The sequence below is a fragment of the Ciceribacter sp. L1K22 genome (genome assembly GCF_017599385.1).
Taxonomy (GTDB): Bacteria; Pseudomonadota; Alphaproteobacteria; order Rhizobiales; family Rhizobiaceae; genus Allorhizobium.
This window is the reverse complement of record NZ_JAGFPK010000002.1, coordinates 431,333-444,722: the sequence shown is the minus strand read 5'-3', so window position 1 is coordinate 444,722 and position 13,390 is coordinate 431,333. Positions and strand designations below refer to the sequence as shown.

General features: G+C 60.7%; 15 protein-coding genes. 9 read left to right on the top strand and 6 right to left on the bottom strand.

The features are described 5' to 3' along the window. The first annotated feature begins 13 nt into the window (after nt 1-13). Together J5J09_RS20085 and J5J09_RS20080 are read left to right on the top strand one after the other, a co-directional pair. A complete protein-coding gene (locus J5J09_RS20085; RefSeq protein WP_208554004.1) occupies nt 14-958 on the top strand; it encodes a substrate-binding domain-containing protein in 945 nt (314 codons plus the stop codon). Between the two features lie 132 nt (nt 959-1,090). After that, a complete protein-coding gene (locus J5J09_RS20080) occupies nt 1,091-2,143 on the top strand; it encodes a sugar phosphate isomerase/epimerase (protein WP_208554003.1) in 1,053 nt (350 codons plus the stop codon). 5 nt (nt 2,144-2,148) lie between these two features. Here J5J09_RS20080 and J5J09_RS20075 read toward each other — a convergent pair whose 3' ends face one another. Next, entirely contained in the window at nt 2,149-2,787 is a 639-nt protein-coding gene (locus J5J09_RS20075) for a CatB-related O-acetyltransferase (RefSeq protein WP_208554002.1), read from the bottom strand. A gap of 191 nt (nt 2,788-2,978) precedes the next feature. On the opposite strand from J5J09_RS20075, the gene J5J09_RS20070 reads away from it, so the two are divergent. Beyond that, complete coding sequence (locus J5J09_RS20070; protein WP_208554001.1) at nt 2,979-4,151, top strand: Gfo/Idh/MocA family oxidoreductase; 1,173 nt, start codon at nt 2,979-2,981, stop codon at nt 4,149-4,151. 59 nt (nt 4,152-4,210) lie between these two features. Here the strand turns inward: J5J09_RS20070 and J5J09_RS20065 are convergent, their stop codons facing one another. Beyond that, nucleotides 4,211-4,384, bottom strand: a complete 174-nt coding sequence (locus tag J5J09_RS20065; RefSeq protein ID WP_208554000.1) for a DUF1328 domain-containing protein — start codon at nt 4,382-4,384, stop codon at nt 4,211-4,213. Nucleotides 4,385-4,628: 244 nt separating this feature from the next. Here J5J09_RS20065 and J5J09_RS20060 point away from each other — a divergent pair, with 244 nt between their 5' ends. The 6 genes from J5J09_RS20060 (at nt 4,629) to J5J09_RS20035 (ending at nt 10,148) form a co-directional block, all read left to right on the top strand. Beyond that, nucleotides 4,629-6,011 (top strand): GH1 family beta-glucosidase, encoded by a 1,383-nt coding sequence (locus tag J5J09_RS20060; RefSeq protein ID WP_208553999.1) that lies wholly within the window; start codon nt 4,629-4,631, stop codon nt 6,009-6,011. 114 nt (nt 6,012-6,125) lie between these two features. Continuing rightward, nucleotides 6,126-6,818, top strand: coding sequence for an EAL domain-containing protein (locus tag J5J09_RS20055; RefSeq protein ID WP_246746025.1), 693 nt, complete (start codon nt 6,126-6,128; stop codon nt 6,816-6,818). Nucleotides 6,819-7,152: 334 nt separating this feature from the next. Beyond that, the gene (locus J5J09_RS20050) at nt 7,153-8,193 is read left to right on the top strand and encodes a methionine ABC transporter ATP-binding protein (RefSeq protein WP_208554456.1); all 1,041 of its coding nucleotides are present in this window, start codon (nt 7,153-7,155) and stop codon (nt 8,191-8,193) included. Then, nucleotides 8,183-8,851, top strand: coding sequence for a methionine ABC transporter permease (locus J5J09_RS20045; RefSeq protein WP_208553997.1), 669 nt, complete (start codon nt 8,183-8,185; stop codon nt 8,849-8,851). The genes J5J09_RS20050 and J5J09_RS20045 overlap by 11 nt, the downstream gene beginning before the upstream one ends. A 40-nt stretch (nt 8,852-8,891) precedes the next feature. After that, nucleotides 8,892-9,671: a MetQ/NlpA family ABC transporter substrate-binding protein gene (locus J5J09_RS20040; protein ID WP_208553996.1), complete on the top strand. Its 780-nt coding sequence runs from the start codon at nt 8,892-8,894 to the stop codon at nt 9,669-9,671. Nucleotides 9,672-9,776: 105 nt separating this feature from the next. Beyond that, the gene (locus tag J5J09_RS20035) at nt 9,777-10,148 is read left to right on the top strand and encodes a hypothetical protein (RefSeq protein ID WP_208553995.1); all 372 of its coding nucleotides are present in this window, start codon (nt 9,777-9,779) and stop codon (nt 10,146-10,148) included. Between the two features lie 2 nt (nt 10,149-10,150). Here the strand turns inward: J5J09_RS20035 and J5J09_RS20030 are convergent, their stop codons facing one another. The 4 genes from J5J09_RS20030 to J5J09_RS20015 form a co-directional block, all read right to left on the bottom strand. Next, nucleotides 10,151-11,095, bottom strand: coding sequence for a rhodanese-related sulfurtransferase (locus J5J09_RS20030; RefSeq protein WP_208553994.1), 945 nt, complete (start codon nt 11,093-11,095; stop codon nt 10,151-10,153). 97 nt (nt 11,096-11,192) lie between these two features. Further along, nucleotides 11,193-11,891 (bottom strand): YafY family protein, encoded by a 699-nt coding sequence (locus tag J5J09_RS20025; protein ID WP_208553993.1) that lies wholly within the window; start codon nt 11,889-11,891, stop codon nt 11,193-11,195. Between the two features lie 44 nt (nt 11,892-11,935). Continuing rightward, the gene (locus J5J09_RS20020) at nt 11,936-12,850 is read right to left on the bottom strand and encodes a CHAD domain-containing protein (protein WP_208553992.1); all 915 of its coding nucleotides are present in this window, start codon (nt 12,848-12,850) and stop codon (nt 11,936-11,938) included. After that, complete coding sequence (locus J5J09_RS20015) at nt 12,834-13,322, bottom strand: CYTH domain-containing protein (RefSeq protein WP_208553991.1); 489 nt, start codon at nt 13,320-13,322, stop codon at nt 12,834-12,836. The genes J5J09_RS20020 and J5J09_RS20015 overlap by 17 nt, the downstream gene beginning before the upstream one ends. Nucleotides 13,323-13,390: the final 68 nt, after the last annotated feature.

Genomic DNA, 13,390 nt, shown 5'->3' with positions numbered 1-13,390 from the left:
GGGAGGAACCAACATGTACAAGAGATTGATGGGCGTTGCGCTCGCCATGACGGCGATGATCGGAATTGCCCAGGCACAGGAGACGAAGACCCTCGGCGTATCCATTCCGGCCGCCGACCACGGCTGGACGGCTGGCGTCGTCTATCACGCCAATCGCGTTGCCGAGCTGCTGATGAAGGAGCATCCGGGTCTCAACGTCGTCGTGAAGACATCGCCCGATCCGGCAAGCCAGGCGAACGCCCTGCAGGATCTTGAGGTCCAGGGTATCGACGCTCTGGTCATCCTGCCGACCGATCCTGATCCGCTGGTCAACGCGATCAAGGAAGTCAAGGGCAAGGGCACCTTCGTCTCGATCGTCGACCGTGCGCCTTCGGTCAACGACAACTCGGTCCGCGACCTCTACGTTGCCGGCAACAACCCGGCTCTCGGTCGCGTCGCCGGCGAATACATCAAGGAAAACACGCCCGACGCTGAAGTCGTGATCATCCGCGGCCTGCCGATCCCGATCGACCAGGAGCGCCAGGACGGCTTCGACAAGGGTATCGAAGGCTCCAACGTCAAGGTTCTCGATCGTCAGTTCGGCAACTGGAACCGCGACGACGCCTTCAAGGTCATGCAGGACTTTCTGACCAAGTACCCGAAGATCGACGTGGTCTGGTGCCAGGATGACGACATGGCCGTCGGCGTTCTGCAGGCGATCGAGCAGGCCGGCCGTTCCGATATCCAGTACATCATCGGCGGTGCGGGCTCGAAGGACATGATCAAGAAGGTCATGGACGGCGACAAGATGGTTCCGGTCAACGTTCTGTATCCGCCGTCGATGGTCGGCACGGCGATGGAACTGACTGCTGCGGCGATCTACGACGCGGTTCCGGTCCACGGCACCTATACTCTGGATGCGACCCTGATCACGCCAGAGAACGCGGAAGGCTACTACTTCCCCGACTCGCCGTTCTGATCCTCTCCGGATCATCAAGGCACGACTTCGCCCGGTTCATCCGGGCGAAGTTTCGAGCGGAATATTGTGTGCCACAGCCAAGTCCTTTACTTCTAGCGGCAACGTTGCAGTTATTCTCAGGGAGGAGAAATCATGAAGACGATCAAAGGCCCCGCGATCTTCCTCGGACAGTTCGCGGGCGACGCGGCACCGTTCAATACCTGGGGCGGCATCACCAAATGGGCGGCCGAAAAAGGCTATGTCGGCGTTCAGGTGCCGACCTGGGCGTCTCAGCTGATCGATCTGAAGAAGGCTGCCGAGTCGAAGGACTATTGTGACGAATTCGCGGGTAAGGCGAAGGAGAACGGCGTCGAGGTGACGGAACTCTCCACCCACCTGCAAGGCCAGCTTGTCGCCGTGCATCCGGCCTATGACGAGGCCTTCGATGGCTTTGCCGCACCCGAAGTGCGGGGCAATCCGAAGGCGCGGCAGGAATGGGCCGTCGAGCAGGTGAAGATGGCGCTGAAGGCGTCGCGCAATCTCGGCATCAAGGCGCATGCGACTTTCTCTGGCGCGCTCGCCTGGCCGTTCATCTATCCTTGGCCACAGCGGCCGGCGGGTCTCGTCGAGGCGGCTTTCGATGAGCTCGCACGACGCTGGACGCCGATTCTCAACTATGCCGACGAGCAGGGCGTCGACTTATGCTACGAGATCCATCCAGGTGAAGACCTGCACGACGGCGTGACCTTCGAGATGTTCCTCGAACGCGTGAAGAACCACAGCAGAGCCAACATGCTCTACGATCCTTCGCACTACGTGTTGCAGTGCCTCGACTATCTCGACAACATCGACATCTACAAGGACCGGATCAAGATGTTCCACGTCAAGGACGCGGAATTCAATCCGACCGGCCGGCAGGGTGTCTACGGTGGCTACCAGGGCTGGGTGCAACGCGCCGGCCGTTTCCGGTCGCTCGGCGACGGCCAAGTCGATTTCGGCGCGATCTTCTCGAAGATGGCGGCGAACGATTTCGATGGCTGGGCCGTGGTCGAATGGGAATGCGCGTTGAAGCATCCGGAGGACGGCGCGCGCGAAGGCGCCGAGTTCGTCCGGGCGCATATCATCCGCGTCACCGAAAAGGCGTTCGACGACTTTGCCTCCAGCGGCACCGACGACGCCGCCAACCGGCGGATGCTCGGTCTGTGATCGGCTCAGGCGGCCTTTCGAATGGCCGCGATATCGCAACCTTCCAAGGCTGGAAGGTTGCGCTCGATCCTGTCGACTGTCCAATCCCACCAGGCGATCTGCTGCAAGGCTTCGATCGTCTCGTCATCGAACCGCATCCGGATAACGCGGGCGGGGTTGCCGCCGACGATGGCGTATGGCGGAACGTCACGGGTCACCACGGACTCGGCCGCGACGATCGCGCCATTGCCGATCGTGACACCCGGCATGATGGTCGCATTGTGGCCGATCCAGACGTCGTGGCCGACGATGGTGTCCCGGACAGGCAGGTCGTCGTAGCCGTTGATCGTGTCCTGCCGGAAGATGCGAAACGGGTAGGTGGTGAAACCGGCCATGGGGTGATTGGCGGACGAGGTGATGAAATAGGCGCCGCGCGCGATCTGGACGTATTTGCCGATCACGAGCCGCTCCCTGCTGACGGGATAGAGATAGGGTGCCAGCAGAGACGCCGTCTCAGCCTTGGTCCCGACGTGGGAAAAGTAGCTGAAGTCGCCAATCTCCATTCTTGGATGATCGATGACGTTCTTCAGGTACATCGTCTCCCGGTACGGCGTGCCGTCGGCGAGCGTGATCGGATAAGCAAGGTTCGGGTCGAGAAGGGGCATTGCAGGAAGACCTCGTTGAAGGCTGGCGGGCGAGCCGGTTCGTTTCAACAGCAAGACGGGCCAAATGGGGCGCTGTCTTGCTTTTACGGGTCTTCAGAAGGTCACGGCACGAGGCTCCTCTTCACGTCGTGGCATCATTTTATGCCGTGATCGCGTGATATTCCAGTGAAACAATCCAATGGAGGAAACTGATGGCAATCGAAGGCAAGGACGAACGGGCTGGCGGGCGGCGTATCAGGCTTGGCATGGTCGGCGGCGGGCAGGGCGCCTTTATCGGTGGCGTGCACCGGATGGCGGCGCGTCTCGACGATCATTTTGAACTCGTCGCCGGCGCGCTGTCATCGACAGCGGAGAAGTCCAAGGCATCCGGCAAGGATCTCGGCCTCGATCCGGATCGCTGCTATGGTTCCTTTGAGGAAATGGCTGAGAAGGAAGCTGCGCGCGCCGACGGCATCGAGGCTGTTTCGATCGTAACGCCGAACCATGTTCACTATCCGGCGGCGAAGGCCTTCCTCGAACGTGGCATACACGTGATATGCGACAAGCCGCTAACCTCGAACCTCGAAGATGCGAGGAAGCTCAAAGCGGTGGCCGACAAGGCGAAGGCCGTTTTCGTCCTGACGCACAATTACACCGGCTATCCGATGATCCGGCAGGCGCGCGAGATGGTGGCGGCGGGCAAGCTCGGGCAGCTACGGGTGATCCAGGCGGAATATGCACAGGACTGGCTGACGGAGGCCGTCGAGCAGACCGGTGCCAAGCAGGCCCTCTGGCGGACCGATCCCAACCAGTCGGGCGCTGGCGGCGCGACAGGCGACATCGGCACGCACGCCTACCACCTCGCTTCCTTCGTGACGGGGCTTACCCTCAAGAGCCTTGCGGCCGATCTCGACAGTTTCGTCGAAGGTCGCCGCGTCGACGACAACGGCCATGTGCTTCTTCGTTTCGAGGGCGGGGCGAAGGGCATGCTGTGGTGCAGCCAGGTGGCACCCGGCAATGAAAACGGGCTGAAGCTTCGCGTCTACGGCACTAAGGGTGGCCTGGAGTGGGAACAGGAGAATCCCAATTATCTCTGGTTCACGCCTTTCGGCGAGCAGAAGCGCCTCATCACACGCAACGGCGCCGGCGCGGGAGCGTCCGCAGGCCGTGTGAGCCGTATTCCCGGCGGACATCCGGAGGGTTACCTCGAAGCCTTTGCAACGATCTACACCGAAGCCGCGCATGCGATCCGTGCCTATCAGAACGGGAGCAAGGCCGATCCGGCGGTGGTTTATCCGACCGTTGATGACGGTGTGAAGGGTGTCGCCTTCGTCGAAGCGTGCGTGGCTTCCTCAAAACAGAACGGCGCCTGGGTCAATCTCTGACCCGGCGCCGGTCTGTGACAGCAGGGGTGGCGGCCCCTGCCGTCAACGGTTTTGATGGGTCAGACAATGGCTGCGCCGGCAAACAGTGCCAGCAGAAGCAGAACCACGAAGATCGCCACGGCAATAAAGAACAGGATCTTCGCGATTCCCGCTGAAGCGGCGGAGATGCCGGTAAAGCCCAGAAGGCCGGTGACGATCGAGATTACGAGAAAAATCAAAGCCCATTTCAGCATAAGGAAACCCCTTGCGTTGGTTTCCTGATAAACTGCGGAACCGCAAATTTGTTCCCGTCCTCCTGTTCCGGCCCGCTACACGGTAGCACTTGTGAGGAATGCCGGCATTTTTGGCTGGACTGTTCTGAAACGTTGCAGAAATTGGCCGCGTCGGCTTCACTGCAGTGCAAGTTTGGTTTAAACCGCGCCTCGGATCCCAATGAAGCGCAGGCGCTGCTGCGCCGCGAGCGCAGGAGAGCAGATCATGATCGATCCGAAGCAATTCGCCGACCGTTTTCCCGGAGACTTCGTCTTCGGCGTCGCCACCGCCTCGTTCCAGATCGAGGGGGCCTCCAAAGAGGATGGTCGCAAGCCTTCCATCTGGGACGCGTTCTGCGCCATGCCGGGACGCGTCTATGGCCGGCACAGCGGTGAGGTCGCCTGCGATCACTATCATCGGTGGGAGCAGGATCTGGACATGATGAAGGAGATGGGCGCCTCGGCCTATCGCTTCTCGATCGCCTGGCCGCGGATCATTCCGGAGGGGACGGGACGGATCAACGAGGCCGGCCTCGACTTCTACGACAAACTGGTGGACGGTTTGCAGGCGCGCGGCATCAAGGCTTACGCGACGCTCTACCACTGGGACCTGCCGCTCGCGCTGATGGGCGAAGGTGGCTGGACGGGACGGTCCACGGCCTATGCCTTCCAGCGCTATGCCAAGGTCGTCATGGCTCGTCTGGGTGACCGTCTCGATGCAGTCGCTACGTTCAACGAGCCCTGGTGTTCGGTGTGGCTGTCGCACCTCTACGGCATCCATGCGCCCGGTGAGAAGAACATGGACGCGGCGCTGCATGCCCTCCACTACACCAATCTCGCCCATGGGCTTGGCCTGGACGCGATCCGCCAGGTGGCGCCGCAGGTGCCGGCGGGTATCGTTCTCAATGCGCACGAGGTTATCGCCGGTTCCGACAGCGAGGCCGACAAGGCCGCCGCCGAACGGGCGTTCCAGTTCCACAACGGGGTGTTCTTCGACCCGATCATCAATGGCCATTATCCCGACGACTTCATGTCTGCGCTGGGTGATCGCATGCCCGTCATCGAGGAGGGCGATCTTGAGGTCATCAGCCAGAAGATCGACTGGTGGGGGCTGAATTACTATACGCCGATGCGCGTGGCGGACGATCCCACACCCGGCGCCGAGTTCCCTGCGACCGCAGGGGCACCTCCCGTTTCCAAGGTTAAGACCGACATCGGCTGGGAAGTCTATGCGCCGGCGCTGAAGTCGCTCGTCAAAGGTCTCTACGACCGCTACGACCTGCCCGAATGCTACATCACCGAAAACGGCGCCTGCTACAACATGGGGCCGGAAGGCGGCGAGGTGGATGACCAACCGCGCCTTGACTACTATGTCGAACACCTTGGCATGGTCGCGGACCTCATCCAGGAGGGCATCCCAATGCGCGGGTATTTTGCCTGGAGCCTGATGGACAATTTCGAATGGGCCGAAGGCTACCGGATGCGCTTCGGCCTCGTCTATGTTGACTACGAGACCCAGGAACGCATCATCAAGAAGAGCGGCAAGTGGTATAGCGCGCTCGCGTCAGAGTTTCCGAAAGGAAACCACAGGTCCTCGGAGCCGGCTTAGGCAAGACTTAACCGGTTCTTCCGTAATCTGTTTTGCCTATCCGCAAAAGAGGTTGCAATGGCTGTCGCATGCGAAGGATGCAGGAATGGGTCCGGTCTGGATCTTTCCTTTTCGATGGCTTTTCAGCCGATCGTCAATATCACAAATGGGACGATTTTCGCTCAGGAGGCGTTGGTCCGCGGGCTTGCCGGGGAAAGCGCCGGCAGTATCCTGTCGGGGGTGACGGAGACGAACCGCTACGCCTTTGATCAGCAATGCAGGGTGAAGGCGATCGAACTTGCCGCGGCACTGTCGTCGCCCGAGCGACAGGAGAAGCTGTCGATCAACTTCATGCCGAATGCCGTCTACGAACCGCGCGCCTGCATCCGCCTGACGCTTGAAACGGCCGAGCGGGTTGGCTTCGCGCCCGAGCGCATCATTTTCGAATTCACGGAAAGTGAGCGGATCAACACCGAGCATGTCCTCAACATCCTGTTCACCTACCGATCCATCGGCTTCAAGACCGCGATCGACGATTTCGGTGCCGGTCACGCCGGCCTCAATCTGCTCGCACGGTTCCAGCCTGACATCGTCAAGCTGGACATGGACCTGATCCGGGGTATCGACACGGACCCGGCGCGCCGTGTTGTCGTCAAGCACACGCTGGCCATGCTCGGCGAATTCGGCATCATCCCGGTCTGTGAGGGCATCGAAACCGAAGGAGAACTCCGCGCGCTCCAGGACCTCGGTGTCACGCTGTTTCAGGGATACCTGCTTGCGAAGCCCGGTTTCGAGATTTTCCCCGAACCGGTTTTCCTGGCTGCCTGACCGGTTATCAGGTCGTTGGCGACATATCGGAAGATTTTTCCGATATTGCCCAATTTCGAGAATGTCATTTCTGGGATTCGTTTCACCGCAGTGCAATAAGCGGCACAGTCATTACGTGGCGCTGGTGCAGCCAGCCTCGGCGAAAGGAATATCAGGGATGTCAGCACGGCGTTTCATGCGTCGAATGTGTCGCTCGATCTGAACCGAGCCACGCCCTGATCTTGCCGCTCCTCGCGGCACCGAAAACGAGTTTCGCATGCCTCTCACAGAACATATCACGCAGCCGGCGCCTGATGGCGCCGCCGATTTCTCGTCGGCAGTGACGGCGCCTGCCATGGTGTCGTTTCGCGGTGTCACCAAGCTCTTTGCCGATCGTGGCGGACAGGGTGAGTTCACGGCGCTGGCCGGTATCGACTATACGGTCCCCAAAGGTTCGATCACCGGCATCATCGGTCGTTCGGGAGCGGGCAAGTCGACGCTGATCCGGCTCGTCAACGGGTTGGAGGTCGCGACATCAGGCACCATTCTTGTCGATGGCGTCGATGTCGGCGGACTGACGGAGCAGGGACTTCGCCAGCTGCGCCGCCAGGTCGGAATGATCTTCCAGCACTTCAACCTGCTGTCCTCGCGAACCGTGTTCGACAATGTCGCGCTGCCGCTCGAAATCGCCGGCATGGATCGCGATGCCATTCGTGCGCGGGTGGACCCGTTGTTGGAGCTCGTTGGGCTTTCCGACAAAACCGGGCGCTACCCGGCGGAACTCTCCGGCGGCCAGAAACAGCGCGTCGGTATTGCCCGGGCACTGGCGACCGAGCCTAAGCTGCTTCTTTCGGACGAGGCGACGTCGGCGCTCGATCCGGAGACGACGCAGTCGATCCTCGATCTCATCAAGCGGATCAACCGGGAGCTCGATCTTACCGTGTTGCTGATCACGCACGAGATGGAAGTGGTGAAAACCATCGCCTCCGAAGTCGCAGTGATCGACAAGGGCCTCATCGTGGAACGCGGGCGGACCTTCGACGTCTTTACCCGCCCCCGGCACGAGACAACGAAGTCACTGCTGTCCGCTTCGCTCGGCATCAAACTGCCGGAATGGGTGACGTCGGCGATCAAGCCGGAGCCAGCGGCGGGGGATCGGGTGTTCGTGCGGCTGGTCTTCTTTGGCGAAACGGCTTTCCAGCCGCTCACCGCAAAGCTGGTCGAGCGCATCGGTCCGGACGTCAACATCATGGCAGGTACGATTGACGAAATCGCGGGCGAACCGTTCGGCTCGCTGGTGGTGTCGTATTCCGCAGCAACGGATGTCGTGCAGCGCGCCGAGCAATTCTATGCCGAAACCGGCCTGACGAGGGAGGTGCTCGGCTATGGCGCTTGAGATGCTCATTTCGTTACTGACTAAGGCCTTGCTGCAGACGTTGCAGATGGTCGCCATAGCCGGACTGCTGGGTTCGCTTATCGGATTGCCGATTGGCGTGTTCCTGGCGACCAGCGGCAAGGGGGAACTGTTCCCTGCGCCCACCACCAACCGGATTATCGGCCTGATCGTCAATGCGGCGCGCTCGACACCCTTCATCATCCTTGTCGTCGCCATCATTCCGTTCACGCGTTTCGTCACGGGCACGTCCATCGGGACGTCCGCAGCGATCGTGCCGCTGACGATTGCCACCATTCCGTTCTTCGCCCGGTTGGTGGAGGCGGCGATCCGCGAGATCGACAAGGGGCTGATCGAAGCGGCCAGGGCGATGGGCGCCACGCCGACCCAGATCGTTTTCAAGGTGCTGCTTGCCGAAGCCCGGCCCGGCATCACGCTGGCACTGACGATGACGATTGTCAGCCTGATCGGTTATTCGGCGATGGTCGGCGCCGTCGGTGGCGGAGGGCTCGGCGATCTCGGCATCCGGTACGGCTATCAGCGCTTCATGCCCGAGGTCATGCTGGCGGTCGTCGTGGTGCTGATCCTGCTGGTCCAGGCGGTGCAGAGCGCCGGAGACGCGCTGGCGCGACGCTTCGACAAGCGAAATCGCAAAAACTGAATTCCCTCCCAAGGAAAAACAGGAAACCAAGGAGACCATCATGAAGACTCTCGTTCTGGCAGCCTCGCTCGCTGCCATCTTTTCGGCCGGAGCCGCGTTCGCGGAAACTATCAAGATCGGCGTCACGCCCGGCCCCCATGCGCAGATCATGGAGAAGGTGAAAGAAGTCGCGGCCGAGAAGGGCCTCGATCTCGAAATCCTGGAGTTTTCGGATTATGTCGTGCCTAATCAGGCGCTGGCCGACGGCGACCTGCAGGCGAATTCCTTTCAGCATCAGCCCTATCTCGACAACCAGGTCGCGGATCGTGGCTTTGAGCTTGTCAGCGTCGCCCAGACCGTCAACTTCCCGATGGGTATCTACTCCAAGAAGCTGAAGAGCCTTGGGGAACTCGCCGACGGTGCGACCATCTCGATCCCGAACGATCCGACCAATGGCGGCCGGGCACTGCTGATCCTCGCCGACAAGGGCCTGATCAAGCTGAACGCTGAGGCCGGTTTGAAGGTCGGTCCGGCTGACGTCACCGAAAATCCCAAGAACCTTGAGTTCGCCGAACTCGACGCCGCTCAGCTGCCGCGCAGCCTGGATGACGTCGATGCATCGGTCATCAATACGAACTACGCGCTCGAGGCCGGCCTCGACCCGGGCAAGGACCCGATCGCCCGCGAGAGCGAGAAGGCCCCCTATATCAACGTGATCGCCGTTCGCGCAGTGGACAAGGATGCCGAGTGGGTCAAGACTCTGGTCGAGGCCTATCACAGCCAGCCGGTTAAGGACTTCATCGCGGCTGAGTTCAAGGGTGCGGTTGTTCCCGCCTGGTAAGTCGACAACACGTCATCGATTGGAAGAGGCATCCGTGCAAGCGGATGCCTCTTGTGTTTTGCGGGATAACAGCGGATTATACGTCCTTCGGTTGTGGAGGGCGACATGGCACGTTTTCAATTGCCGCTATCGGGCGATGTCACGCAGACGATCAATCCCTGGACCTGGGTGTTTTCTCCGGCAGCCTCGCAGTTCGGCCTGCTTAACCTGAAGATCGATCTCGGTCCTTCGGCCGATCCGGACATCGAGGCGGAAGTGGTGCGCGATGTTGCGAGCTACGGGCGGCAGATCGGTCAGATCAGTGATGCCATGGCGGTGCTGATCGAGCAATTGGACAGGCAGTCGCTGACGCCGGAGCAGCACAAGGCGATCGTTGCATTTGAATTGCTGCGCGACGAGGTCGAAAACGTGAAGGCCCGGCACAAGGTCACTCCTGCGCCTGAGTCAGCGCGTGACATGCGGGCCGTCACAGCCTGATTTCAGCTTCCGAGATGCTTCTCGCCGCGCTTCTTCGCAAGTTCGATCTGCGCCTGCCGCTGGCGATAGCGCTGCCGATCCTCGTCCGTCCGCTCATTGTAGCAATGCGGGCATGTGACGCCTTCCTCGAATAGAGGGGAGGTTACCTCTTCTGCGGTCAGCGGATAGCGGCAGGCATGGCAGAGTTTGTGTTCGCCTTCTGCGAGCCCATGCGTGACGGAGACGCGATCATCGAAGACGAAGCAGGCGCCTTCCCAGAGGCTTTCCTCGGGCGGCACTTCCTCCAGATATTTCAGGATGCCGCCCTTCAGATGGTAGACCTCGTCAAAGCCCAGTTCCTTGGCAAAGGCGGTGGACTTCTCGCAGCGGATGCCGCCGGTGCAGTACATCGCGATCTTCGGCTTGTTGTGAAGGCCGGGATTGTTGCGGACCCAGTCGGGGAAGTCGCGGAATGTCTTGATGTTGGGATCGATCGCGCCCTTGAAGATGCCGATCGCGGTTTCGTAGTCGTTGCGGGTGTCGATCACGATGGTTTCCGGATCGGAGATCAATGCGTTCCAGTCCTTCGGCTCGACATAGGTGCCGACCACCTTGTTGGGGTCGATGCCCTCGACGCCCATTGTCACAATCTCCCGCTTCAGACGCACCTTCATGCGCAGGAAGGGCATTTTGGAGGCCCTGCTTTCCTTGTGCACCAGAGCGGCAAATTCCGGCCGGGCGCGGATGAACGCGAGAACCCGTCCGATACCCTCGTCGGTACCGGCAATCGTGCCGTTTATGCCTTCCGCCGCCAGCAACAGAGTACCCTTCACACCGGTCTCGCGACAAAGTGCCAGAAGCGGCTCGCGGAAGCTTTCGAATTCCGGAAAACGGACAAAGTGATAGAGCGCGGCGACGAGAAACGCGCCGCCTTCTTCATGGCGGATGGATTGAAGGCTGTCGGTCATGCGCCGGAAATACAGTCTGGCCGGGCTTTTCGCAATCGCCGAAGGCTTAAAATCCGCCGTTCCGCTTCGCTTTGCGCTTTGTCAAATTTACATACATTCAGTATGTATGCCCATGATTGCTCTCCAGCGCGCTGCGCCACTCCTTGAGCAATTGTGTCCGGCGGCGGGGGTAACGGTCTGCGATCGCATCAAGCCGAACCACGCGATCTGTGCGGAAATGGCGGAAGGCCTGGCGAAGTTCGCACCAGCCAACGATGATACGTTGCTTCTCGAAGTAGCCCAGAGCGATCGGCCAGATCGTACGCTCGCTCTCCCGGTCGTTGACGTCCTTGTAGCCGATATCGAGCTTGCGTTCCTCGCGGATCGCCCGGCGCACCAGCGCAACGTCGATGATGCCGTCGCCGACACCGTCGCCGGGGTAAACCAGAAGGCCGGAATTGTGCAGGTGGTTGCGAAGGTCGGAGGGCAGCACCGCCTCGATCTTGGCAAGCGCATTGCGGGCGGCCTCGTTCAGCTCGTTGTCGGCACGGCTGGAGACCCAGCGCGATCCCAGCACCAGCGCTTCGATCTCCTCGACGGAAAACATCAGCGGCGGCAGCATGTAGCCGGGGCGGAGCATGTAGCCTACCCCGGGTTCGCCTTCGATATCGGCGCCCTGGGCCTGCAGCGCGGAGATGTCCCGGTAAAGGGTGCGCAGCGAAATCCCGAGTTCGTCGGCCAAAACCTGCCCGCTCACCGCCTGGCGATGGCGGCGCAGGATCTGCAGCAGGTCGAGAAGGCGGACGGAACGGCTCATATGCATCGATATAGCAGATGCATGCTGACATTATGTGTCAGTATTTAGCTTTCGTTTTTGGATGCAAGACTCCAGAGTTTCGCGATGACCCTGGCTTCCATCTTCGGCTCGTCGGCAAATACGCGGTCAGCCATGGCCAAGGCGGACTGGCGGATTTCCTGCTGGGACCGGATGATGAGGCTGAGGAGATGTGAAAGCTCCTCATCGCCCAGCAAACCCGGCTCCTCATCGAGCACGGTTGCCAGGATCGAGATATCGTGCTCGTGACCAAGGGCATCGACCAATGCCTTTGCCTCCGTCCGCTTGGCGCGTATCGCGGAAGGCCATATGTCGCGCAGCAGTGAAAGGCACATCCAGTAGGTCTGCGCGGACTTGCGGAGTTCGTGAAACTTTTCGGGGTCTGCCAGATGATGGCACCCGTCGAGCGCCTCGTGTGCGCCAGCAAGCGTCTTCGTCCAGGCTTTCTTCAGATGCCGGGCGGCGTCGCGCGGTGCGTCCTCCAGCTCAAGGCTGTTTATCGCATCGATAGCCTGTCGGCTTTCCGCTATTGCGGTCGCGACCTTGGATGACAGGCCGGTTTCTGCTGCGGCAATCCTGTCACGACGGTCCCTCAGGGCCTGCAGCGTCGCTGCGACGGCCTGGCTCTCTCCCTCGGTCTTGCAACGGGCTTCGAGCTGGCTCACCGTTTCGACGAGCGCACCGGCATCCCGGACCGCAGAGAGGGCTCGTGCCGTGTCGCGCAGACGCGCGTTTTCAATGCGTCGGAAATCACCGCGTCCTCGCGCCACCAGTCTGTACAAGCCACGGACCCGCTTGAACTTCTTGCGGGCCTCGTGGACGGCTTCATGGATTCCGCTTGGCTGCTGCTCGAGTACCTCGACGGCTTTTTCCAACTGGCTTTTGACTATGCGCCGGATTTCCTTCGCAAAGGCGTGCCGCGGCCTAATTCGGTAGGGCATGAACCAATTCCGGCTTCAGGCGCTCGTTAGCCAGTCCCTGATTGGAGTATCGGCGGTCACCGGTGACCTCGCGGCCAACCCACTTCGGTATCGTCGGACGATCAGCTTCGGACGCGAGTTCCACTTCGGCGATCACGAGACCGCGATAGGGGCCTTCAAAGACATCGATTTCCCAGAGAAAGCCTGCGACATCGACGGTGTAGCGCACCTTTTCGATGATGTTTCCGAGCGCGAGCTGCATCATCTCGCGTGCATCGGCCATGGGAATATCATACTCGAATTCGTCCCGCACCAGAGCCGATTTTCCGATCTTGATCGTCAATCTCGCGGAGGTGTCGTCGCGGGTGCGAATGCGAACGGAGCGGTCGTCGCTGCTTGCGATGTAGGCCTGGCGCAGGGCGGTCGCCGTTTTCACCGCCGCCCTCCAACTGTCATCGACGACGAGGAATTTGCGTTCGATTTCCTTGGCCATTACACTTACCCGTCCTGTCCCGGTCCGGCACTAGAAGAAGCTTAGCCGAAAACGCGGCACAGGCAAAT